Here is a 21203-nt window from a genome sequence, read left to right as displayed (position 1 = left end):
AGGCGTCGGCTGCCAGGCGCCGGGCGCCTGGCAGCAGGTCAGCCGGCCGTCTCGTCCTCCTCGGCGAGCACCCGCTGGGCCACGGCGAACGCCGAGTTGGCCGCCGGGACCCCGCAGTACACGGCGGTCTGCAGCAGCACCGCGCCGATCTCCTCCGGAGTGAGCCCGTTGCGGCGGGCGGCGCGGATGTGCATCGCCAGCTCGTCGTAGTGGCCGTGCGCCACCAGCGCCGTCAGCGTGATCATGCTGCGCTCGCGGCGCGCCAGCGTCGGATCGGTCCAGATCTCGCCCCACGCGTACCGCGAGATGAAGTCCTGGAACCGCGCCGTGAACTCCGACTGCCGGGCCTGCGCACGGTCGACGTGCGTGTCACCGAGCACCTGGCGGCGCACCTCCATGCCCCGCTTGGCCCCGCCGTCGAAGTGCGCGCGCAGAGCGGTGAGTACGGCCTCCGGGCACTGCGCGGGCGCGAGGTGCGAGGCCCCCGGGATCTCGGCGAGCGCGGCACCGGGCACCGAGTCGGCGATCTCGCGCAGATGCGCGGGCGGCGTCGCGGGGTCCTCACGCCCGGCGACGAGCAGCGTGGGCGCGCCGATCTCCGGCAGCCGCTCCCGGATGTCGAAGGCCGCGAGCGCGTCACAGCAGGCCGCGTACGCCTCCGGGTCTGCCGTCCGGTGGTCCTCGACCAGCTCCGGAACGGTGAAACCCGGTGTGAACCAACGCGCGTCGGCCCCCTCCGCAAGCCCGGCCAGCCCCTCGGCGCGCACGAGCGCGGCCCGCTCCTCCCACGGCTTGGAGCCGTTGAAGTGGGCGGAGGAGCAGATCACCGCGAGCCGCTCGACCCGCTCGGGGTGATGGACGGCGAGATGCAGCCCGACCGCGCCGCCGAGCGAGACACCGGCGTACGAGAACCGGTCGAGGCCGAGCGAGTCGGCGAGCGCGAGCACCAGTGCGGCGAGGTCGGCGACGGTCGCGCCGGGGCCGATCAGTCCTGCGGGGGAGAGGCCGTGGCCCGGCAGGTCCCAGCGCACGACCCGGTGGGTGACGGACAGTTCGGGCGCGACCTTGTCCCACAGGGCCGTCGACGTGCCGAGGGACGGGCCGAGGAGAAGCGGGGGAGCGGTTACGGGTCCCTCGGCGCGGTGGTGGAGCAACTTGCCGTCGGGGAGGGGCTGTCGGGTGCTCAACTTCGCTCCAGGGCACGGTCGGTGAGGGCTCCGGCGGAGCCGGTGTACTGGGCCGGGTCGGTGAGGGCCGCGAGGTCGAGGTCCTTCAACGCGGGATCCTTCAACTCGGGCTCCTCGGCGAGGAGTTCCACGAGCGGCCGGTTCTCGGTGGTGGCCCGTCGAGCGGCGCGTGTGAGCAGTTCCTTGGCCCTGCCGCGCCCGAGCACCGGCGCGAGTTCGGCGGACAGCCGCTCGGAGACGATCAGGCCGTGGGTGAGGTCCAGATGGACGCGCATGGCGTCCGCGTGGACCCGCAGCCCCTCGGTCAGCTCGGCCGTGTCGCGCGCGGCCCCGCCGACCAGACGCAGCAGGTCACGCAGGGGCTCCCACTCGGCGTGCCAGGCACCGGCGGGCCGTTCGTCCTCGGCGGCCACGGACCCGTACAGCGTCGCGGCGAGCTGTGGCGCGCGGCGGGCCGCCGAGGCGACGAGGGTGGAGCGCACGGGGTTCGCCTTGTGCGGCATGGCGGAGGATCCGCCGCCCGAGCCCTCGCTCAGCTCGCGGATCTCCGTACGGGCGAGGGTGAGCACGTCCGTGGCCGTCTTGCCGAGGGCGCCGGCGGTGAACGCGAGGGCTCCCGCCAGGTCGGCGACGGGGGTGCGAAGGGTGTGCCAGGGCAACACCGGTGCGGCGAGGCCCAGTTCACGGGCGTACGTCTCGACGAGGGCGCCCGTGTCCGGAGATCCGTATGTGGTGAAGGCCGCCAACGTGCCTGCCGCGCCGCCCAGTTGGGCCGGGAGTCCGTCCCGTACGGCCCGGACGCGGTCCCTCGCGTCCAGCACCAGCGAGCGCCAGCCGGCCGCCTTCAGCCCGAAGGTGGTCGGTACGGCGTGCTGGGTGAGGGTGCGCCCCGGCATGACCGTGTCGCGGTGCGCGCGTGCGAGCCGCGCCAGCGCGATCTCCGTACGGGAGAGGTCCGCCAGGACGAGCTCCAGGGTCCGGGCGGCGACCAGCATGGTGGCCGTGTCCATGATGTCCTGGCTGGTCGCGCCCCGGTGGACGTAGGGGGAGTGCTCGGCGTCGACGGCCTCGACCGCCGCCGTCAGGTCCGCGACCAGCGGGATCACCGGGTTGCCGCCGCCCCGCGCGCGGAGCGCCAGGTCACGGAGGTCGAAGCGCGCCGCGTCGGCCGCCGCGGTGACCGTGGCGGCGGCCTCCGCCGGGGCGAGGCCGAGCGAGGCCTGCGCGCGGGTGAGTGCCGCCTCCGCGTCGAGCAGCGCCTGAAGGAAGGCGCGGTCGCCGGTCGCGGACTCGGCGGGTGAGCCCGCACGGCCGGGCGCGAGCAGACCGGCGTCGCAGCCGACGAGCGCACCGGAACCGACGGGATCACCGGAATCGCCGGAACCGATGGGATCGCCGGGATCGGCAGGGGCGGCAGCTGTCACTGGAACTCCAGGAAGACCGTTTCGCCTTCGCCCTGAAGGCGGATGTCGAAACGGTACGTCCGGTTCGTGCCCTCGGCCGCGATCAGCGTGGCGCGCCGCTCGGCCGGCAGCGAGTCGAGCAGCGGGTCCGCGCCGTCGGCGAGGTACGCGCGGGTGAAGAGGTGGTGCGTCAGACCGCGCGCGAACACGCACACGCTGATGTACGCCGGCCCGGCGTTGCCCGGCGGCAGCGTGTGGAGCGCGTAGTGCCCGTCGGAGTCCGTGGGAACCCGCCCGTAGCCCGTGAAGTCGACGCCGTTGCGGCCCACGAACCCGCCCGTCGACGGGTCGCGGCGCATCGAGCCGGGCGCGCCCTTCAGCGAGCCGTCGGGCGCCGCCTGCCAGAAGTCCAGGAGGGCGTCCGGGATCGGCGTGCCCGCGCCGTCGAACACGTACCCGTGCAGGGTGATCGCGTCGGAGTGGCCCTGGGGCGCCACCTCGGCGCCGCCCGGAAAGGGGAGCGCGTGCCCGTAGAACGGGCCGATGGTGTGGGACGGGGTGGGGAGCAGTCGCTCGGTCATGCGGGGCGGCCTTCCTCGATCCAGGTGGCGGAGGGACCGTCGAGGACGATGTCCCATTCGTAGCCCATCGAGAACTCGGGCTGCGAGAGATCGTGGTTGTACGCGGCGATGAGCCGGTTCCGGGCCGCCTCGTCCGTCACGGACTGCAGGATCGGGTCGTACCGGAACAGCGGGTCGCTCGGGAAGTACATCTGCGTCACGAGCCGCTGGGTGAACGCCGTGCCGAACACCGAGAAGTGGATGTGCGCGGGCCGCCACGCGTTGGTGTGGTTGCCCCACGGGTACGGACCCGGCTTGATCGTTATGAACGAGTACCGCCCCTGATCGTCCGTCAGGGTCCGCCCCACACCGGTGAAGTTGGGGTCGTGCGGCGCCGGGTGCTGCTCGCGCAGATGGGCGTACCGGCCGGCTGCGTTGGCCTGCCAGATCTCGACGAGCTGGCCGCGCACGGGACGGCCGTCACGGTCGAGCAGCCGGCCCGACACGGTCATGCGCTCGCCGATCGGCTCGCCCCGGTGCTGGAGGGTCAGATCGCTGTCGTGCTCGGTGATGTCGGTGACCCCGAACACCGGCCCCGACAACTCGACCGCCTCCGGGTCCCCGCCGCTCACGGCGACCAGCGGTTGCTTGGGGTGACGCAACAGCGAGCTTCGATACGGGGCGTAGTCGCGCCGCGGGTGGTTCAGGACCGGGGCGCCGCCGGCGACCGCCTTGTCGTACGAGTCCTGGTGGTCCTTGATCTCGATGTCGATGTCCGACTGGGTGAGAGCCATGAGAGTTCCTAACGCTCCAGTACGAGGGCGAGGCCCTGGCCGACGCCGATGCAGAGGGTGGCGACGCCGACCCCGGTGCCCTTGCGGGCGAGCTGGTGCGCCACGGTCCCGGCGAGACGGGCGCCGGATGCGCCGAGCGGGTGGCCGAGCGCGATGGCACCGCCCCGGGGGTTGAGGATCGCCGGGTCGAACTCGGGCCATTCGGCGACGCAGCCCAGGACCTGTGCGGCGAACGCCTCGTTCAGTTCGAGGGTTGACAGGTCGTCAAATCCCTTGCCCGCCTTGGAGAGTGCCCGGTTGACGGCCTCCACGGGTGCCAGGCCGAAGTAGTGCGGGTCGAGCGCGGAGACACCGGTCGCGGAGACGCGAGCCAGGGGTTCGCGGCCGGTGGCCCTCAGGCCCTCCTCGTCGACCAGGAGCAGGGCGGCGGCTCCGTCGTTCAAGGGCGACGCGTTCCCCGCGGTGACCGTGCCGTTCTCCTTGCGGAAGGACGGCTTGAGCTTGGCCATCGCGTCCAGTGACGTCGAGGCCCGTACGCATTCGTCGGCGCCGAAGACCAGCGGGTCGCCCTTGCGCTGCGGGACCGGCACCGGGGCGAGCTCGGCGTCGAACAGGCCGTCCGCCTGGGCCTGGGCGGCCTTTTGGTGGCTGGCGAGGGCGTACTCGTCCTGCTGTTCGCGGCTGATCTTGTGCTTGTCGGCGATGAGTTCGGCCGACTCGCCCAGCGGGATGGTCCACTGCGGGTCCATCTTCGGGTTGGTCATCCGCCAGCCGAGGGTGGTGGAGTACAGCTCGGTGTGCCCGGCGGGGAAGGGCTTGTCGTTCTTGGGCAGCACGTAGGGGGCGCGGGTCATCGACTCCACGCCGCCTGCCATCGCGATCGACGCGTCACCGACCGCGATGGCGCGGGCGGCCTGGATGACCGCTTCGAGGCCGGAGGCGCACAGCCGGTTGACCGTCACGCCGGGTACGGAGGTGGGCAGCCCGGCCAGGAGTCCGGCCATGCGGGCGACGTTGCGGTTCTCCTCACCGGCGCCGTTCGCGTTGCCGAAGTACACGTCCTCGATCCGGGACGGGTCCAACTCGGGTGTACGGGCGAGGAGTTCACGGATGGCATGGGCGGCCAGGTCGTCCGGGCGCACGGATGCCAGCGACCCGTTGTACTTGCCGAACGGCGTGCGGACCGCGTCGACGATGTAGACGTCCTTCACGACTGGGTCTCCTCGATGAGCTCGTCTGCGATACGGACTTTCGCGGCGGTCTTCGCCACGACCTCCGCGACGGTGACGCCGGGCGCGGTCTCCACCAGCTCCAGCCCGTCATCGGTGACGTCCAGGACGCCGAGGTCGGTGATGACCCGGTTGACGCACGCCTTGCCGGTCAGGGGCAGCGCGCACTCCTGAAGGATCTTCGGCGAGCCGTCCTTGGCGGTGTGGGTCATCACCACGATGACCGTACGGGCGCCGTGGACGAGGTCCATCGCGCCGCCGATCCCGGTGATCATCTTTCCGGGGATGGCCCAGTTGGCCAGGTCCCCGCCCGCGGACACCTGCATGGCGCCCAGCACGGCGACGTCGATGTGCCCGCCGCGGATCATCCCGAAGGAGAGAGACGAGTCGAAGTAGGAGGCCCCGGGCAGCACCGTGACGGTCTCCTTGCCGGCGTTGATCAGGTCCGGGTCGACCTGGTCCTCGGTCGGGTAGGGGCCGGTGCCCAGGATGCCGTTCTCGGACTCCAGGATCACCTCCACGCCGGGCGGGAGGTAGTTGGGGATCAGCGTCGGCAGACCGATACCGAGATTCACGTACTGACCGTCCCGAAGCTCGCGCGCGGCGCGGGCGGCCATCTCTTCCCTGCTCCAGGCCATTACCGGTTCACCGTTCCCTCTGCCGCGGGTGCCGAGACCGTCCGCTGCTCGATCAGCTTGGCGTTCGCCTGCTCGGGCGTGAGAGCGAGAACCCGCTGCACGAAGATGCCCGGCAGATGCACGGCGTCCGGGTCGATCTCACCCGGTTCCACCAGCTCCTCCACCTCGGCGATCGTCACCCGCCCGGCCATCGCTGCGAGGGGGTTGAAGTTCCGGGACGACTTGTTGAAGACGAGGTTCCCGTGCCGGTCGCCCTTCGCGGCCCGTACGAGCGCGAAGTCGGTACGGATCCCGTGCTCCAGCACGTACTCCGTACCGTCGAACTCCCGCACCTCCTTCGGCGGCGAGGCGAGCGCGACCCCGCCGTCGCCGTCGTAGCGCCAGGGCAGTCCGCCGTCCGCGACCTGGGTACCCACCCCGGCCGGCGTGTAGAACGCGGGGATCCCGGCCCCGCCGGCCCGCAACCGCTCCGCCAGCGTGCCCTGCGGGATCATCTCCACCTCCAGTTCCCCGCCGAGGTACTGCCGCGCGAACTCCTTGTTCGCCCCGATGTAGGAGCCGGTCACCCGGGCGATCCGCCCGGCCGCCAGCAGTACCGCGAGGCCGGACTCCATCGCCCCGCAGTTGTTCGAGACCACGCCCAGGCCGGCGACCCCGCGCTCGTACAGCGCCTCGATCAGCACGTTCGGCACACCGCTGAGACCGAAGCCGCCGACCGCCAGGGTCGCGCCGTCGGGCACATCGGCCACTGCCTCGGCGGCTGTGGCGACCACCTTGTCCATCTGCGAAGCCTCATCTCTGCCGAGCGTCAGCGGCCGAATAGTCAGGGCACTGAGTATTTTTTCGAGGTTTCAAACACGCTGCCATTCGAACCCCCGAGCGTCAAGACCCTCAGGTAATCCGCAGCTCAGAGTCTTGTCGCTCGACGAGACAAGGAGAGAGGCTGCCCGCTATCGTTCAGTGCACCAACGAACAAGGAGGGCACATGGCCGCGGTGGATCTCTCCGCCCACCCCGGGCACCTGGCCCGGCGACTGCAGCAGGCGCACCACCTGCTCTGGAACACGATGGTCTCCGAGGAGATCACCTCACCCCAGTTCGCGGTCCTGAACGCACTCGTCGCCGAACCGGGGCTCGACCAGCGCTCGGTGGGGGAGCGGGTCGGGCTCGACCGGTCCACCATCGCCGAGGTCATCAGCCGCCTCGGCCGACGCGGACTGCTGGACAAGGTCCGTGACCCGCAGGACGGGCGGCGCTTCCTGCTCCGCCTCACCGACGAGGGCGTCCGCGTCCACCGGAAGCTGACGGTACGGACGGCGCGGATGAACCAGGTCTTCCTGGCACCGCTCTCCGGCGAGGAGCAGACCGTCTTCTTCGATCTGCTCCAGCGGGTGTCGGACGCGGCGGAGGGTCTGCGCAACCCCGGCGCCTCGGCGGCGCCCCTCGTCACGCAGCGCTGAGGCTCAGGCCTTCGCGAACACCACCCAGACCTGGCCCTCCGCGAAGTTCAGGGGGCTGCCGTCCGTCGTCGTGAACTCCGTGCCGTCCTCGGCCGCCGGACGCTTCCAGCCGGCGTCGAAGACCTTGCCGTCGCGCAGGACCTTCGCAGTGCCCGAGCCCACGGTGTTCGTGAACGGGGTGTTGTTGCCCAGGAAGTCGCGGAACGAGGACTTCCGAACGTTCACGTACTGCACGACGACCGTCGAGGCGGCCACCCGCCTGCCGTCGGTCGTGACCGTCGGGCCGCCGTCCATCGACACCAGCCAGCGCTGCCGGTCCTGCGCCCAGTCGAAGGTGAAGCGGGCCGACGGGAAGCGGACCGTACGCGTGCTCTCGGCCTTGCCGCCCGCGGGCGCCGCCCCGTACCGGAACCCCGTCGTCAGCGCGTCCGCTCCGGGCGCGGACTTCAGGAGCCGCTCCGGGCGCAGGTAGAGGTTGTGCGGCAAGGGCTTGTCCGACCCCCGGTAGTACGCCTGCTCGTCGTCCTCCGGGGACACCGCGCGCAGCGGCGCCTTGTCGATCAGCGGCATCAGCTTGCCCTGTGCCCCCGAGAAGGCCAGCGTCGGTTGGTTGAACTGGCGCAACAGCTCCAGATCGGACTCGCGGGCGCTGCGCACCGGGCCGATGGCTTTCGGCAGCTTCGTCGCGTACACCGCCATCAGCCGGCTGAGACCGCCCTCCACCTGCTCCGCGTAGACGATGTCCGCGGCGTCCAGGCCCGTCTGCGGCCGCGCGGCGGGGACGTTGTCGATCTTCACGGCGAGCGGTGAGGGGGCACGGGGTGCCGCGCTCTCCGGGGTGCCGCTGTCCGTGCTGTCGGGGACGTCTCCGCGCCCGTCGTCGAGCCGACCGCCCGCTGTCGTACAGCCCGACGCCAGGGCGGCGGCCACCGCGGCAGCCAGCAGCGCCGCCGTCATCGTGCGGCGCCGCCTGCGCGCCATGCGTCCCATGCCCACCGCTGCCACCAATTCTCGTATTGATGATTGTGTGTTTATAAGTTCATTGATGGCCATACCCGCTCGGTTCTGATTGCGCGCGTTGATCGGCCGATCAGCCCAAGTTGATGACCGATCGATACATGCCGAGGGGCCCGGCGGAGGCCGTCCGGGTACCCACGTGCGCCCCGCCCACTGCCGTCCGGTCCGCGCCGGTCAGTCCCGCGGTCCCAGGATGTCCGCCAGGTCGTAGCCGACCGGCTCCTCCAGCTGGGCATAGGTGCAGCTCTCGGGCGTACGGTCCGGGCGCCAGCGGCGGAAACGGGCCGTGTGCCGGAAGCGCTCGCCGTTCTCCATGTGCTCGTACGCCACCTCGCACACCAGCTCCGGGCGCAGCGGCAGCCAGGAGAGGTCCTTCTTGCCCGTCCACCGGCTGGGCGCGCCCGGCATCCGTGCCGACTCGTGCGCCGCGCCCTCCGTCCATGCCGCCCACGGATGCCCGGCGGCCGACTCCATCCGCAGCGGCTCCAGCTCCGCGATCAGTTCCTCGCGCCGTTTCATCGTGAACGCCGCGCACACCCCCACGTGCTGCAACGTGCCCTTGGCGTCGTACAGGCCGAGCAGGAGCGAACCGACGACCGGGCCGCTCTTGTGGAGCCGGTAGCCCGCGACCACCACGTCCGCCGTGCGCTCGTGCTTGATCTTGTACATCAGGCGCTCGTCCTGCCGGTAGGGGAGCGTGAGCGGCTTGGCGACCACCCCGTCGAGCCCCGCGCCCTCGTACTGCTCGAACCACCGCTGCGCCACCTCGATGTCCGTCGTCGCCGGGGCCACATGAACGGGAGCCGTGGCGCCGGACAGCGCCGCCACGAGCAGCGCCCGCCGGTCGCTCAGCGGAACGTCCAGCAGCGACTCGTCGGCGAGCGCGAGCAGGTCGAACGCCACGAACGACGCCGGATTCCGCTCGGAGAGCGTCTTCACACGGGAGGCTGCCGGGTGGATGCGCTCGGTGAGCGCGTCGAAGTCGAGCCGCCCGTCGCGCGCGATCACGATCTCACCGTCGACCACACAGCGCTCAGGCAGCCGTTCCCTCAGTGCCTCCACCAGCTCGGGGAAGTATCTGACCAGCGACTTCGTCGTACGGCTGCCGATCTCGATCTCGTCCCCGTCCCGGAAGACGATCGCCCGGAACCCGTCCCACTTCGCCTCGTAGTGCATGTCCGGCGGAATCCTCGCCACGGACTTGGCGAGCATGGGCTTCACGGGCGGCATCACCGGCAGATCCATGTTCCGATTCTGCGCGGATCGGAGACGATTCGCCCGGTGTGGCAGCGTACGCCCGAATATGCGAGGTGCGCGCGGTGCGCCTACCGTGGCTCGCATGGGAGACGCGGTGGAGCTGGAGGCGGCGGGCCGGAAAGTGCGGCTGTCCAGCCCGGACAAGATCTTCTTTCCGGAGCGCGGCTTCACCAAGCGGGACCTCGCCGAGTACTACATCGCCGTCGGCCCGGGCATCCTGCGCGCCCTGCGGAACCGGCCCACGACCCTGGAGCGCTACCCGGACGGCGTGACCGGCGAGTCGTTCTTCCAGAAGCGGGCGCCGAAGAACATGCCCGACTGGATCCCCACCGCCCACATCACCTTCCCCAGCGGCCGCAGCGCCGACGAGATGTGCCCCACCGAGGTCGCCGCCGTCCTGTGGGCCGCCCAGTACGGCACGCTGACCTTCCACCCCTGGCCGGTACGCCGCGACGACGTCGACCGGCCCGACGAACTCCGAATCGACCTCGACCCTCAGCCGGGCACCGACTACGGCGACGCGGTCCGGGCCGCCCACGAGTTGCGCGAGGTGCTCCACGAGTACGGGGATCTGCGCGGCTTTCCCAAGACCTCGGGCGGTCGCGGCCTGCACGTGTTCGTGCCGATCGAGCCGCGCTGGACCTTCACCCAGGTCCGCCGGGCCGCGATCGCCGTCGGACGTGAGCTGGAGCGCCGGATGCCGGAACGGGTGACCACGGCCTGGTGGAAGGAGGAGCGGGGCGAGAAGATCTTCGTCGACTACAACCAGACGGCCCGCGACCGCACCATCGCCTCCGCCTACTCCGTACGCCCCCGCCCGCACGCCCCGGTGTCGGCGCCCCTCACCTGGGACGAGGTCCCCGACGCCGTACCCCGTGACTTCGATCTCGCGACCATGCCCGCGCGCTTCGCCCGACTCGGCGATGTGCACGCGGACATGGACGATCGTGCCTACTCCCTCGAAGCCCTGCTCGAACTCGCCAGCCGCGACGAACACGACCACGGCCTGGGCGATCTGCCGTACCCGCCCGAGTACCCGAAGATGCCGGGCGAGCCGAAGCGGGTACAGCCGAGCAGGGCCAAGAAGGAGAACGGCCCTACAACTCCTTGATCCGGACGTCCCGGTACGAGACGACATCCGTCGTGCCGTGCACCTGCAGTCCGAGATAGCCGGAGGCGAACCGTCGCCCGTCCGTGCCCGGGTCGTCCGAGCGCGGCGGGGTGAAGTCCTGGCCACCGGTGTTGTCGAACTCGTTGATCAGCACACCGTTGCGGTAGATCGAGTAGTGCTGGTCCACCACACGGATCTCGTAGTCGTTCCAGGTGCCCTTCTGGGTGACACCGGCCCCGGCCAGACCCACCCGGTCGAAGCCGTAGACCGAACCGCTCTTGTACATGTCGCCGGTGGGACTGTCGAACGCCTGGATCTCGTGCCCGTACTTGATGGCGACCCACTCGGGCCGTGACTCCTCGGGGTGGTTGTGGACCCCCGGGAACCGCACGAACACACCGGAGTTGGCGTTGCCCGTGCCCGGCGCGTCGTCACGCCACTGGAGCTTCAGCGAGAAGTCCCCGTACTTGCGCTCGGGGAACCACAGCATGCCGAGCCCGGCCTTCGACGTGCCCGAGGTGATGGTCCCGTCGGCGTTCAGGCCGAACGAACCGCCGCCCACGTGCTGCCACTTGGCGAACGAGGTCGGCGTACCGTCGAGGATCGTCCGGTAGCCCTCGGTCTGGCCGGGCGTGCCGATGCCCGACTGCTTGGCCGCCTTGTTGATCAGCCTGTACTCGCGCTGGACGATGACACCATCCTTGAGGAGGGCGTCCAGGACCGTCGTCACGTGCTTGAGGAACAGCGCGTGGGACGTCCACTCCTTCTCGTCCTCGATCAACTCGTTGATGCGGCAACGGCTGTTGGTGATCCGGTTCGGCACGCCCGAGTCGATCGTGCCGACGATGACCGTCAACCGCTCGTCGAACTCGGCACAGTTGGGTGCCGGAACGCCGCCGCCCGGGGCGACCGTGAAGCTCACGGTCCGGGCGTCCGAGGTGTTGCCCGCCTTGTCACGCGCGCGGTACGCCACCGTGTGCGCGCCCACGCGGTCGACCACCACGGGAGCGGTGTAGGCGAGGTAGGGCCCGCCGTCGAGCGAGTACTCGATCGCCTCGACCCCCGAGCCGTGCGCGTCCGTCGCGGTCACCGTCACCTTGGCGTTGTTGATGTACGCCCCGGACGAGTTCTTCGTGCCCTCGACGCTCACGCCGGTCACCGGGGGAGTCTTGTCCTCCTCGGGCGGTGCGACGACGGTGAACGAGACGGACTTCTCGGCCGCCGCGTTGCCCGCCTTGTCCGTGGCCCGGAAGCGCACCTTGTGGGTGCCGACCTCGTGGACCATGACCGGGGCGGTGTAGGGCTGCCAGGCACCCGCGTCACCGATGGCGTACTCGATGGTGTTGACGCCGGAACCCGTGTCGGAGGCGGTCACCGTGACGGTCGCCATGGAGAGGTACTCCCCTTGCGGGTTCTGCTCACCGGTCACGGAGGCCGATGTCTCCGGGGGAGTGGTGTCGTCCGTCGGCTTGGCCACCACCGTGAACGACTCCGACTTCTCGGCGGCCATGTTCCCGGCCTTGTCGAGCGCCCGGTAGCGGACCTTGTGGGCGCCGACCTGATCGATCACCACCGGCGTGGTGTACGGCTGCCAGGCACCCGCGTCACCGATCGCGTACTCGATCCGCTCCACGCCCGAGTCGGCGTCCGTCGCGCTGAGCGTCACGGTCGCCGAACCGACGTACGCGCCGTCCGCGTTCTGCGTACCGTTCACGTCCGCCGCGGTCTGGGGCGCCGTGGTGTCCTCGCCGGTGCCCTCGGTCACCACGAGGATGCCCTGCATCTGGCCGTGGCCGGGGATGGTGCAGAAGTAGCGGTACCGGCCGGGAGTGAGGGTCACCTCGGCCGTGTACTTGCCGCCCTGGTCGTCGTTCGGGCTGGCCAGGATGTTCAGCGGTACGTCGTTCTGGTACTCCGGGTCGGACACGTCGAACGTCAACGTGTGCGGCATACCGGTGGTGTTGCCGGTCGCCTTGCTGTTCTCGAAGACGATCGTCGTGGGGCCCGCGACCGCCGTGGTGGGCGCGGACGCGTACTTGGTGATGTCGTCGCCGGCCGTCCACGTGAGTGTCTGCGCCGCCGCCGCGCCGGCCGGAGCGCCGTCGGTCTGGCCGGACGCCGAGGTCGACGCGAGCCCGAGCACCATCAGCAGCGACGCCACAAGCGCCGTCCACAGTCGTCCAGTTCTTCGCCTTCGCATGCCCGTCACGCTTGTCACTGCGCCTCCCTGGCCAGCTGATCGGCGGCAGGCGTGGGGCCACCGCCCTTGTACGTCACCTGCCACAGCGCGGACTTGGAGTCCGACGTGAAGAAGCCGCGTCCGTAGTCGAGGACGTACAGCGTGCCGTCGGGGCCGAACTTCCAGTCCATGAGGTTCTTGATGCCGTCGTTGCCGATGGGGATGATCTTCTTCAGCGACTCGGCGTGCACCGGAATGCCGCCCTGCCCGGCCGTCTTGGGGTCGAGCAGCACCGCGTGCCGCGGCTGGTCGGCGTCGTAGAAGTCGCCGACGAACCACTTGCCGTCCCAGTACGAGGGCCACTTGGCGTCGCTCGCGGTCGTGGCGTCGTACCGGTAGACCGGCCCGTCCATAGCCGCCTGGCCACCGCCCTTCAGCCACGGCAGCAGGAACTTCTGGTCCTCCGCCTTGTACGACGGGATGCCGTTGGCGTCACGCGGGAAGTCCGGGCCGCCGCCCTGGGGCGAGTACCAGATGGTGTTGGAGGTGACCGGCGGAAGGTTGACGAGACCGTCGTTGTTGGGCGACTCGTTCTTCGGCGCGTCGCAGTTGTACCAGCCCAGCGGCTGGTTGGGGTCGGGCAGGTTGCGGTCCCGGTAGGGCTGCTTGTTGCCCATGCAGTACGGCCAGCCGTGGTTGCCCGGCTTGGTGATCGCGGCGAACGTGTCGTACTTCGCAGGACCCCAGGTCGTCGACGGCGCCGAGGCGTCCGGGCCGACCCAGCCCGCGTAGAGGGTGTCGGTCTTCTTGTCGACCGAGATGCGTGCCGGGTTCCTGACACCCATCACATAGATCTCACCGCGCGTCTTGCCGCCGCCCTCGGCGGTCTCCTTGCCGGTGAAGAGGTTCCCCTCGGGCAGGGTGTACGTGCCGTCCTGCTCCGGGTGGATGCGCAGGATCTTGCCGTTGAGGTTGTTGGTGTTGCCCGCCGTGCGGCGCGCGTCGGCGAAGGAGACGCCCTTGTAGTTCGGCTGCGGGTTGTTGCCCGAGTAACCGCTGCTGAAGCCACTGGAGTTGTTGTCGCCGGTCGCGATGTAGAGGTTGCCCTTCGAGTCCCACGCCATGCCGCCGCCCGAGTGGCAGCAGCTGTGGATCTGGACGGGCCACTTCAGCAGGACCTTCTCGCTGCTCATGTCCAGTTTGCTCGTGGTCGAGTTGAACGTGAAGCGGGAGACGTAGCGTTCGGCCATCCGCGTGTCGCGGTTGATCCGGGAGTGGGGCGTGTAGTGCAGGTACACCCAGCCGTTCTCCTCGAACCGCGGGTCCAGCTCGATGCCCAGCAGGCCCTCTTCGACCTTGATGAGCTCGTCGCCGCCGCCCTTGTTGCCGAAGACGGTGAGGGCGCCGGCCTGCGTGACCTTCCTGGTCTTCGGGTCGTAGACGTGGATCTCGCCCTTGCCCTTGCCGATGTCCGGGTTGTTCCAGTCCGTGACGACGGGCTGCGAGGAGTCGGCGCCGCCCCGGCCGATGTAGAACACGCGGCCGTCGGGCGCGGTGACCAGGCCGTGCGGCTCGCCGATCTGGTCGTTCTGGCCCGGCTGGTTGGGCTGGGTCAGGCGCTCCGCCTTGTAGTTGGCGTTGATCGTGGCCTTGCAGTCGGCCTGCGCGATGCGGGTCGTCCAGTTCAGTGCCCCACGCAGATGGGCGCGGAAGTCCGTCTCGTCGTACGAGGAGACCGTGCCGCCCATGCCGGTGTAGAAGGAGCGGCCGCCGTCGTAGTCGCGGCACCAGGACACCGGGTGGTCCGCGCCGTTCTTGCTGTCGCCCGGCTGGTACGTCGACTCGCGGACGCGGGCCACGGTGTGCACGTCGCCGGACGGGTTCTTGACCCAGTTCAGCCACTGGTCGGGGCGCTTCCACTGGAGCGGAAGGTCCTTGGTGGCCGGGTGCTGGCGGTCGCCGACCTCAACGGTCGCCCGCTGTACGGCGGTTGGGCTGCCGGCCGCCGGACGGGCGCCGACGAGTCCCGAGAACCAGTCCGAGTAGGGCTCGGCGCGGGCCGCGTCATGGATGCCGAGGAAACCGCCGCCCGCCTCCATGTACGCCTCGAGGCCGGACTCCTGCTCCGGTTCGAGGATGTCTCCGCCGCCGGTCAGGAAGACGACGGCGTTGAAGCGGCTGAGCTTCGTGTCGTTGGTGAAGACCGAGGCGTCGTCCGTGGCCGTCACGCTGAACCGTTGTGCCGCCGGCCCCGTCAGGCCGATGTCCTCGATCGCCTCGATCCCGGCGTTGACGACGGGCGACTCCTCGCCGTTCGCCGCGGATCCGTGGAAGATCAGCACGCGTACGTTGGCGCCGCCGGGCGGCGACTTGATCGACATCGTTGTCAGCGCCGGGTCGGGTGCCTGGCGCGCGCTCGCGGCCGGCCCCGAGAGGACGCCCGCGGTGACGACTCCGGCGGCCAGCGCGGCCGCCCAGCCCCTGTGTCTCGCTCTGCGTCTGGTGATGCTCAACCCTCGTACGGCCAAGGGCTCTTGATGCGGAGTGCGCCGCATGTGGTCACCCATCCCTCGTCGGTCACAGCAACAGCGCCATGGAAGCTAGACCTTTTCGTGGAACTCGCCAATAGGTATGACCGGGATCGCACGAACTTTGTCCTGGGTGTGGATAAACGGGCGCGCTGCCACTACCGTCTCCCGGGTTCGTCTCTGTCACTCGGTCCTTCAATTCCGTCAATTCCGTTGATTCCGCACCAAGTTGGAGGAGTTCGGCATGGGCACCACGGACGACATGGACAGACGCGGCCTCAGCCGGCGGATGGTGCTGGGCGGGGCTGCGGTGGCCACGGTCGCGACATCGTTGTCGCTCGTGGCCGCGCAGGACGCGACCTCCGCGGACAGTCCCGTCCGGACCGCGCCCGCGGGCGGCGAGGTGAAGCACCTCAAGCTCTACATCGAGAAGCTGGCCGACGGTTCGATGGGCTACGGCTTCGAGAAGGGCAAGGCCTCGATCCCCGGCCCGCTGATCGAACTCAACGAGGGCGACACCGCCCACATCGAGGTCGAGAACACGATGGACGTGGCGGCGAGTCTGCACGTCCACGGTCTGGACTACGAGATCTCCAGCGACGGAACGAAGCTGAGCAGGTCCCAAGTGGAACCGGGCGACACCCGTATGTACACCTGGCGCACCCACGCCCCCGGCCGCCGCAAGGACGGCACCTGGCGGGCGGGCAGCGCCGGCTACTGGCACTACCACGACCACGTCGTCGGCACCGAACACGGCACGGGCGGCCTCCGCAAAGGCCTCTACGGTCCTGTGATCGTCCGCCGCAAGGGCGACATCCTGCCCGACAAGACGCACACGATCGTCTTCAACGACATGACGATCAACAACAAGCCCGGCCACCAGAGCCCCAACTTCGAGGCCACGGTGGGCGATCGCGTCGAGTTCGTGATGATCACGCACGGCGAGTACTACCACACGTTCCACGTGCACGGTCACCGCTGGGCGGACAACCGCACCGGGCTGCTGACCGGCCCCGACGACCCGAGTCAGGTCATCGACAACAAGATCGTGGGCCCCGCCGACTCGTTCGGTTTCCAGGTGATCGCGGGGGAGGGCGTCGGGGCCGGGGCATGGATGTACCACTGCCACGTCCAGAGCCATTCCGACATGGGGATGGCGGGCCTGTTCCTCGTGAAGAAGACGGACGGGACGATCCCGGGCTACGAGCCGCACGAGCCGCACGAGCACTGATGGCTCCACCGGAGGGGCCGGTTGGTGTCTGCGGGTTCGATGTGGCCGGTCGCGCAGTTCCTCGCGCCCCTCGGGGGCGCCGGCAAGGCGGTTTCCGGGGACCACACATTCGACCACTTGAACAGGGAGCGCTCTCAATGGTGCGTCGCACGGCGGCTATCCTGATCGGCAAACGCCGCCCTGAGGAGCCCCGAGGTGTCCGAGCAGTCGACAGAGCCCCGCCCGACACTGGAGGCCGTGGCCGCCAGGGCCGGAGTGTCCCGGGCCACCGTGTCGCGTGTCGTCAACGGCGGTGACGGTGTGCGGGAGCCCCTGGTCGAGCGGGTCAGGCAGGCCGTCGAGGAACTCGGCTACGTGCCCAACCAGGCCGCGCGCAGCCTCGTGACCCGGCGGCACGACGCCGTCGCCGTGGTGATCGCCGAACCGGAGACCAAGGTCTTCGCCGACCCCTTCTTCGCACTTCAGCTCCGGGGCATCAGCAAGGAACTGACGGCCCACGACTCGCAGCTCGTGCTGCTGCTCACGGAGGGGCGCGACGACCACGCGCGCGTGGCCCGTTATCTCGCCGGCGGCCATGTCGACGGTGCGCTCGTCTTCTCGCTGCACCTCGACGACCCGCTGCCCGGCCTCATCCACGGTGTGCCGACGGTGTACGGCGGGCGGCCCGGCTGGAACGACGGCTCGCGCGGCGCGGTCTATGTCGACTGCGACAACCGGGGCGGCGCCCGCGAGGCCGTACGTCATCTCGTCGGGCTGGGCCGTCGGCACATCGCCCACATCACCGGCGCCCTCGACCAGACCTCGGCGGTCGACCGGCTCGACGGGTTCCGGGACGTGATGGTGGACGCCGATCCGAAGCTGATCGCCGAGGGGGACTTCACCCCGGGGGGCGGCGAGCGTGCGATGCGGGAACTCCTGGACCGCTGCCCCGACCTGGACGCGGTGTTCGCCGCCAACGACCTCACGGCGGTCGGCGCCATGCGCGTCCTGCGTGAGCGGGGGCGGCGGGTGCCCGAGGACGTCGCCGTGGTCGGCTTCGACGACATGCTGCCGTTCACCGAGCAGGCCGACCCACCGCTCACGACGGTCCGGCAGGACATAGAGGAGATGGGCCGGCTGATGGCGCGGCTGCTGTTGCGGGGGCTCGACCGGACCGCGGTGGCCTCCGGCGGATTGGCAGGGGCGCCGTCCAGTGTCGTGCTGCCGACGACACTGGTCCGGCGCGCCTCGGCCTAGTCGCTCCGCGGAGGGGTTCTGTTTCTGGGTGCGGGCCGGTGGGGGTTGCTCGCGCAGTTCCCCGCGCCCCTGAAGGGGCGCGGCCTGCTACGAACCGACCGTCACCGTGAAGCGGCGTGGGTTGCCGTCGTGGGCTGCGCCCGATACGTCGGGCTGGCCGTCCGGGCGTACGTCGTCGTACGGGAAGGCGTAGCCGATGGGCGAGTTGGCGTGTACGACGCGCGACCAGTGGTTGACGGCCGAGCCCTTGTAGTAGTCGGCCGTGGTCGTCCCGTTGGGCTGGGTGGGATGGGTGAGCATGATCGAGCGGTTGAACCCGGCGGCGAGGCGGGCGAGGAGGGCCTTCTTGTCGTCCGAGTCGCCCGGGTTGTTGGTGAACGGCCCGTGGTTGCAGGTGAAGATGTCCTTCGACGTGGGCTTGGCGAAGGTGTGGCCGCCCGCGAAGGTGAGTGTGTCACCGCTGACGCGGCCGGTCAGCGTGCCCCGGCCGCCCTGGAGGTCGATCTTCAGGTCGGTTGAGCGGTACTTCGCCCACACCTCGTCGATGTAGCTGTTCCAGAGGTCGCGGAACGGCATCTCGGCGGGCCGGTCGAAGTACGGGGCCATCAGGTTCTGCGGGGAGATCACGCGCAGTACGGAGCCGCCGTCGCCGCGTATCACCAGCTTGTCCCAGGGCTGGCCGTCCCGGCCCGCCTGCGCCGTGAGATCCGAGGCGATCCTGTCGACCGCGCCGTCGGGCAGGGGCGCGACCGTGTGCGTGGCGTCGCCCTCCAGGGTCAGGCCGATCGGGAGGGCGGTGACCAGGTCGACGTAGCTGATGTTGGCGTACAACTGCTGGGTGTTGAACGTGAACTCGCAGAACGACCAGGTCTTGCCGTAGTTCGAGTCGCCGGGCGTGGCGAATGCGGGCTCGACCAGCGCGGGGCCCGGGTTGAGGAAGAAGTTGAGCGTGCTGTCCCGGACGAAGTAGACCCGGGCACCGAACATCTGAGGCAGCGTCAGGACCTTCGGGGCCGAGCCGGCGGCGCCGAGCGGGATGGCGCAGTCGACGGGCAGCGGGGTCTGCGGCGCGGAGGGGGAGGTGGGCCGATAGACACTGCCGTCGGCCCGCAGCAGCACCCAGTTGCCCGTCGACTGTTCGTGTCCGGTGACGTACGCGCGGACCGTGCCCGGCAACGAGGCGTTCTCGAGGGCGAGTTCACACGTGGCGGGGGCCGCCTCGGCGGTGGGGCTGAGAGCGCTTCCCCAGACGGGGTAGCTTGCGGTGGCTCCGACGGCTGCGGCTCCGGAAAGGAACGCTCTGCGTGAGATCACGGAAGTCTCCTGGAGTGTGGGGGGAGGCAGGGATCGGCCGATCTGTGGGGGATCGGCACCCTGCGGTGCACCACTGTTCCCAGGGGGAGTTGGGGCGTCAAGGGTTATGACTGAGAGCGCTCTCGAAATCTGCTTGCGTTCAGAGGTTGACGGCACGGTGGCCGAGTCCCGACCGAGGGGACGCGGCCACCATCTGCCCTGCTGCCTGTCCTGCTGTCCGCCCTGTTGTGAGGTCCGTGGTCAGCTCTGCGGCTCGCTCTTGATCACCGCGAAGCGCGCGCCGTACGGGTCGGCGAGCTTGGCCACGCGGCCGACGCCCTCCACCGACGTGGCCGGCATCCGGACCGTGCCGCCCAGCTCCTCGGCCTTGGTGACCACGGCATCGGTGTCCGCGACTTCGAAGTACGGCAGCCAGTAGGCCCCCGTCTCCCGCTCGATCGGGTCGTCGGCCAGCGGGACGACACCGCCGAACATGGAGTCCTCGCCGCCCTCCGCGGGGTTCACGCACGTGTACGTGCCGCCGGGGAACGGCGCGGCCGAGGTCTCCAGGCCCAGCACGGAGTTGTAGAACGCGGCCGCCGCGGCGATGTCCGGTGTGTAGAGCTCGACCCAGCACAAGGAGCCCGGGTCGCCCGCGATGTCGATGCCGCGCAGCTGGCCCGGCTGCCAGACGCCGAAGGAGACGCCGGCCTTGTCGCTGAAGACGGCCAGCCGGCCCTCCTTCATGACGTCGTCGGGTGCCATGAGCACCCTGCCGCCGGACTGCTCGACGGCCTTCGCGGTGGCGTCGGCGTCGGGAGTCTGGAAAAACACGTTCCAGGACGGTGGGCCCTGCTCGGGAGAGGTCTGCATGCCGCCGGCGGCGGTCTTCCCCGCCAGTTGGAAGAAGCCGTAACCGCCGGCCTCCGGTCCCGCCGACCGGAAGTCCCAGCCGAAGAGGCTGTTGTAGAAGGATGTGGCGCCGTCGATGTCGCTCGTGCCGAGATCGATCCAGTTCGGGGCGCCGGTGACGAAACGGGTGGTGAGCATGTTGCCCTCCTCTTGAGGGGTCCCGTTGCCTGTACCGCCGAGTCTGGCACCGCGCACTGACAATCGCTGCCGGAGCGCTGGCGCTGGGCTTGGTGGGGTGGTGGTTACCCTTGGTAGTTCGGTGCTTGCCGTTTGTCGTGGGTGCTTGCGGTTGTGGGTGCGTGCCGGCCGGTGGGGGGCTTGTCGCGCAGTTCCCCGCGCCCCTTTGGGGCGCGCCGCCGTGCGGCCCGCCCGCTCCGGGCCGCATCATGGGGTCCGCACGCTCACCACTGGAGCCGGTCGTGGCGTGTCGGGGCACGCATTGATCCGGCGTTGATCGAACGTTTTTCGGTGCGCGGCACGATCCTGGGCATGCACAACGACACCATTGCCGCGCCCGACCTCTCCTGGCAGGAACAGGCACTGTGCGCCCAGACCGGATCCGAGTTCTTCTTTCCCGAGCCGGGCAGCTCGGTGCGTGAGGCGAAGCGCATCTGCGGGCTGTGCGAGATACGCTCCGCCTGCCTCGAATACGCGCTCGACCACGACGAACGCTTCGGCGTCTGGGGTGGCCTGTCCGAGAAGGAGCGGCTCAGTCTCCGCCGCACGCAGGACCAGCAGCACCAGCAGCAGTACTGACGGCGGTGCCGGTCACTCGTACGTCACGGTGAACCGCTCCGTCCCGGCCGGATCGTGCGTGAGCCGGACTCCTGCCGGTGGTCCTTGACGCCGACCGTGTGCCAGTAGCGGTACAGGGCGTTGGAGGTGAAGGCCGCCTCCTTCGACTCGTACGTTCCGGTGTCGAAGTCGTCGCTTCGGTGCCGGAAGGCCTGCTGCGCCCACCAGGGCACGGGATAGGGAACCTGCCCCTTGCCCGCCCAGCCGCGCCACATGACCTCGTAGAACATCCACTCATGGGTCTGTGCCATGGTGTGTCACCCCCTCCGGGCACCGTTGCACCGCGGAGGCGACCCGTAAATGCGTACGGCAAACGGGCGGAGCGCGATGGGCGGCTTTCGGCTTCGGGGTCGCGCGCATCGGTAATTCGGCGC

The 21203-nt window shown here is 70.0% G+C and carries 19 protein-coding genes; 5 read left to right on the top strand and 14 right to left on the bottom strand.

Going from position 1 to position 21203, the window contains the following annotated elements; all coding sequences use genetic code 11:
- Nucleotides 1-38: 38 nt before the first annotated feature.
- Genes pcaDC through OG718_RS12885 form a run of 7 tightly spaced genes read right to left on the bottom strand, consistent with a single transcriptional unit; the run spans nt 39 to nt 6593 of the window.
- Complete coding sequence (gene pcaDC / locus OG718_RS12915) at nt 39-1187, bottom strand: bifunctional 3-oxoadipate enol-lactonase/4-carboxymuconolactone decarboxylase PcaDC (protein WP_143634222.1); 1149 nt, start codon at nt 1185-1187, stop codon at nt 39-41.
- A complete protein-coding gene (gene pcaB / locus OG718_RS12910) occupies nt 1184-2575 on the bottom strand; it encodes a 3-carboxy-cis,cis-muconate cycloisomerase (RefSeq protein ID WP_143635052.1) in 1392 nt (463 codons plus the stop codon). The genes pcaDC and pcaB overlap by 4 nt, the downstream gene beginning before the upstream one ends.
- A gap of 32 nt (nt 2576-2607) precedes the next feature.
- Nucleotides 2608-3171 (bottom strand): protocatechuate 3,4-dioxygenase subunit alpha, encoded by a 564-nt coding sequence (gene pcaG / locus OG718_RS12905; RefSeq protein WP_143634224.1) that lies wholly within the window; start codon nt 3169-3171, stop codon nt 2608-2610.
- Nucleotides 3168-3944: a protocatechuate 3,4-dioxygenase subunit beta gene (pcaH, locus tag OG718_RS12900; RefSeq protein ID WP_143634226.1), complete on the bottom strand. Its 777-nt coding sequence runs from the start codon at nt 3942-3944 to the stop codon at nt 3168-3170. The genes pcaG and pcaH overlap by 4 nt, the downstream gene beginning before the upstream one ends.
- An 8-nt stretch (nt 3945-3952) precedes the next feature.
- A complete protein-coding gene (locus tag OG718_RS12895; protein ID WP_328844188.1) occupies nt 3953-5155 on the bottom strand; it encodes a thiolase family protein in 1203 nt (400 codons plus the stop codon).
- Nucleotides 5152-5811 (bottom strand): CoA transferase subunit B, encoded by a 660-nt coding sequence (locus OG718_RS12890; RefSeq protein WP_143634230.1) that lies wholly within the window; start codon nt 5809-5811, stop codon nt 5152-5154. The genes OG718_RS12895 and OG718_RS12890 overlap by 4 nt, the downstream gene beginning before the upstream one ends.
- Nucleotides 5811-6593, bottom strand: coding sequence for a CoA transferase subunit A (locus tag OG718_RS12885; protein WP_143634232.1), 783 nt, complete (start codon nt 6591-6593; stop codon nt 5811-5813). Before OG718_RS12885 ends, OG718_RS12890 begins: the two co-directional genes overlap by 1 nt.
- 203 nt (nt 6594-6796) lie before the next feature.
- Here OG718_RS12885 and OG718_RS12880 point away from each other — a divergent pair, with 203 nt between their 5' ends.
- Nucleotides 6797-7270, top strand: a complete 474-nt coding sequence (locus OG718_RS12880; RefSeq protein ID WP_143634234.1) for a MarR family winged helix-turn-helix transcriptional regulator — start codon at nt 6797-6799, stop codon at nt 7268-7270.
- 3 nt (nt 7271-7273) lie between these two features.
- Here the strand turns inward: OG718_RS12880 and OG718_RS12875 are convergent, their stop codons facing one another.
- Together OG718_RS12875 and OG718_RS12870 are read right to left on the bottom strand one after the other, a co-directional pair.
- On the bottom strand, nt 7274-8260 hold the full coding sequence (locus tag OG718_RS12875; protein ID WP_328844187.1) for a DUF3048 domain-containing protein: 987 nt from the start codon (nt 8258-8260) through the stop codon (nt 7274-7276).
- A 201-nt stretch (nt 8261-8461) separates the two neighbouring features.
- Complete coding sequence (locus tag OG718_RS12870) at nt 8462-9532, bottom strand: ATP-dependent DNA ligase (protein ID WP_306936454.1); 1071 nt, start codon at nt 9530-9532, stop codon at nt 8462-8464.
- Nucleotides 9533-9626: 94 nt separating this feature from the next.
- Between OG718_RS12870 and ligD the strand changes: the two genes are divergently transcribed.
- Complete coding sequence (gene ligD, locus OG718_RS12865) at nt 9627-10655, top strand: non-homologous end-joining DNA ligase (protein WP_143634240.1); 1029 nt, start codon at nt 9627-9629, stop codon at nt 10653-10655.
- Here the strand turns inward: ligD and OG718_RS12860 are convergent.
- Together OG718_RS12860 and OG718_RS12855 are read right to left on the bottom strand one after the other, a co-directional pair.
- Nucleotides 10642-12855 carry an OmpL47-type beta-barrel domain-containing protein gene (locus tag OG718_RS12860; protein WP_328844186.1) on the bottom strand — a complete coding sequence of 738 codons (2214 nt, stop codon included), beginning with the start codon at nt 12853-12855 and terminating at the stop codon, nt 10642-10644. The genes ligD and OG718_RS12860 overlap by 14 nt on opposite strands.
- Before the next feature lie 14 nt (nt 12856-12869).
- Complete coding sequence (locus tag OG718_RS12855; protein ID WP_328847749.1) at nt 12870-15299, bottom strand: ThuA domain-containing protein; 2430 nt, start codon at nt 15297-15299, stop codon at nt 12870-12872.
- 325 nt (nt 15300-15624) lie between these two features.
- On the opposite strand from OG718_RS12855, the gene OG718_RS12850 reads away from it, so the two are divergent.
- Nucleotides 15625-16593: a multicopper oxidase domain-containing protein gene (locus tag OG718_RS12850; RefSeq protein ID WP_143635058.1), complete on the top strand. Its 969-nt coding sequence runs from the start codon at nt 15625-15627 to the stop codon at nt 16591-16593.
- Nucleotides 16594-16788: 195 nt separating this feature from the next.
- Nucleotides 16789-17829: a LacI family DNA-binding transcriptional regulator gene (locus OG718_RS12845; RefSeq protein ID WP_306936453.1), complete on the top strand. Its 1041-nt coding sequence runs from the start codon at nt 16789-16791 to the stop codon at nt 17827-17829.
- 87 nt (nt 17830-17916) lie between these two features.
- Here OG718_RS12845 and OG718_RS12840 read toward each other — a convergent pair whose 3' ends face one another.
- Both OG718_RS12840 and OG718_RS12835 read right to left on the bottom strand, forming a co-directional pair.
- Nucleotides 17917-19143, bottom strand: a complete 1227-nt coding sequence (locus tag OG718_RS12840; RefSeq protein WP_143634244.1) for a glycoside hydrolase family 64 protein — start codon at nt 19141-19143, stop codon at nt 17917-17919.
- Between the two features lie 240 nt (nt 19144-19383).
- Nucleotides 19384-20172 carry a VOC family protein gene (locus OG718_RS12835; protein ID WP_328844185.1) on the bottom strand — a complete coding sequence of 263 codons (789 nt, stop codon included), beginning with the start codon at nt 20170-20172 and terminating at the stop codon, nt 19384-19386.
- 351 nt (nt 20173-20523) lie between these two features.
- Between OG718_RS12835 and OG718_RS12830 the strand changes: the two genes are divergently transcribed.
- Complete coding sequence (locus OG718_RS12830; protein ID WP_186001068.1) at nt 20524-20790, top strand: WhiB family transcriptional regulator; 267 nt, start codon at nt 20524-20526, stop codon at nt 20788-20790.
- 23 nt (nt 20791-20813) lie between these two features.
- Here OG718_RS12830 and OG718_RS12825 read toward each other — a convergent pair whose 3' ends face one another.
- A complete protein-coding gene (locus tag OG718_RS12825) occupies nt 20814-21080 on the bottom strand; it encodes a hypothetical protein (RefSeq protein ID WP_260694946.1) in 267 nt (88 codons plus the stop codon).
- Between the last annotated feature and the right edge of the window lie 123 nt (nt 21081-21203).

The sequence above is a fragment of the Streptomyces sp. NBC_00258 genome (assembly GCF_036182465.1).
Classification (GTDB): domain Bacteria; phylum Actinomycetota; class Actinomycetes; order Streptomycetales; family Streptomycetaceae; genus Streptomyces.
This window is presented reverse-complemented; position numbering and strand designations above follow the sequence as displayed.

Coding starts and splice junctions, on each gene's coding strand:
- pcaG (WP_143634224.1), bottom strand. CDS start 3,171: ATGACCGAGCGACTGCTCCCCACCCCGTCCCACACCATCGGCCCGTTC.
- OG718_RS12885 (WP_143634232.1), bottom strand. CDS start 6,593: ATGGACAAGGTGGTCGCCACAGCCGCCGAGGCAGTGGCCGATGTGCCC.
- OG718_RS12860 (WP_328844186.1), bottom strand. CDS start 12,855: ATGCGAAGGCGAAGAACTGGACGACTGTGGACGGCGCTTGTGGCGTCG.
- pcaH (WP_143634226.1), bottom strand. CDS start 3,944: ATGGCTCTCACCCAGTCGGACATCGACATCGAGATCAAGGACCACCAG.
- OG718_RS12850 (WP_143635058.1), top strand. CDS start 15,625: ATGGACAGACGCGGCCTCAGCCGGCGGATGGTGCTGGGCGGGGCTGCG.
- OG718_RS12825 (WP_260694946.1), bottom strand. CDS start 21,080: ATGGCACAGACCCATGAGTGGATGTTCTACGAGGTCATGTGGCGCGGC.
- OG718_RS12890 (WP_143634230.1), bottom strand. CDS start 5,811: ATGGCCTGGAGCAGGGAAGAGATGGCCGCCCGCGCCGCGCGCGAGCTT.
- OG718_RS12830 (WP_186001068.1), top strand. CDS start 20,524: ATGCACAACGACACCATTGCCGCGCCCGACCTCTCCTGGCAGGAACAG.
- OG718_RS12835 (WP_328844185.1), bottom strand. CDS start 20,172: ATGCTCACCACCCGTTTCGTCACCGGCGCCCCGAACTGGATCGATCTC.
- OG718_RS12880 (WP_143634234.1), top strand. CDS start 6,797: ATGGCCGCGGTGGATCTCTCCGCCCACCCCGGGCACCTGGCCCGGCGA.
- OG718_RS12875 (WP_328844187.1), bottom strand. CDS start 8,260: ATGGGACGCATGGCGCGCAGGCGGCGCCGCACGATGACGGCGGCGCTG.
- ligD (WP_143634240.1), top strand. CDS start 9,627: ATGGGAGACGCGGTGGAGCTGGAGGCGGCGGGCCGGAAAGTGCGGCTG.
- OG718_RS12870 (WP_306936454.1), bottom strand. CDS start 9,532: ATGGATCTGCCGGTGATGCCGCCCGTGAAGCCCATGCTCGCCAAGTCC.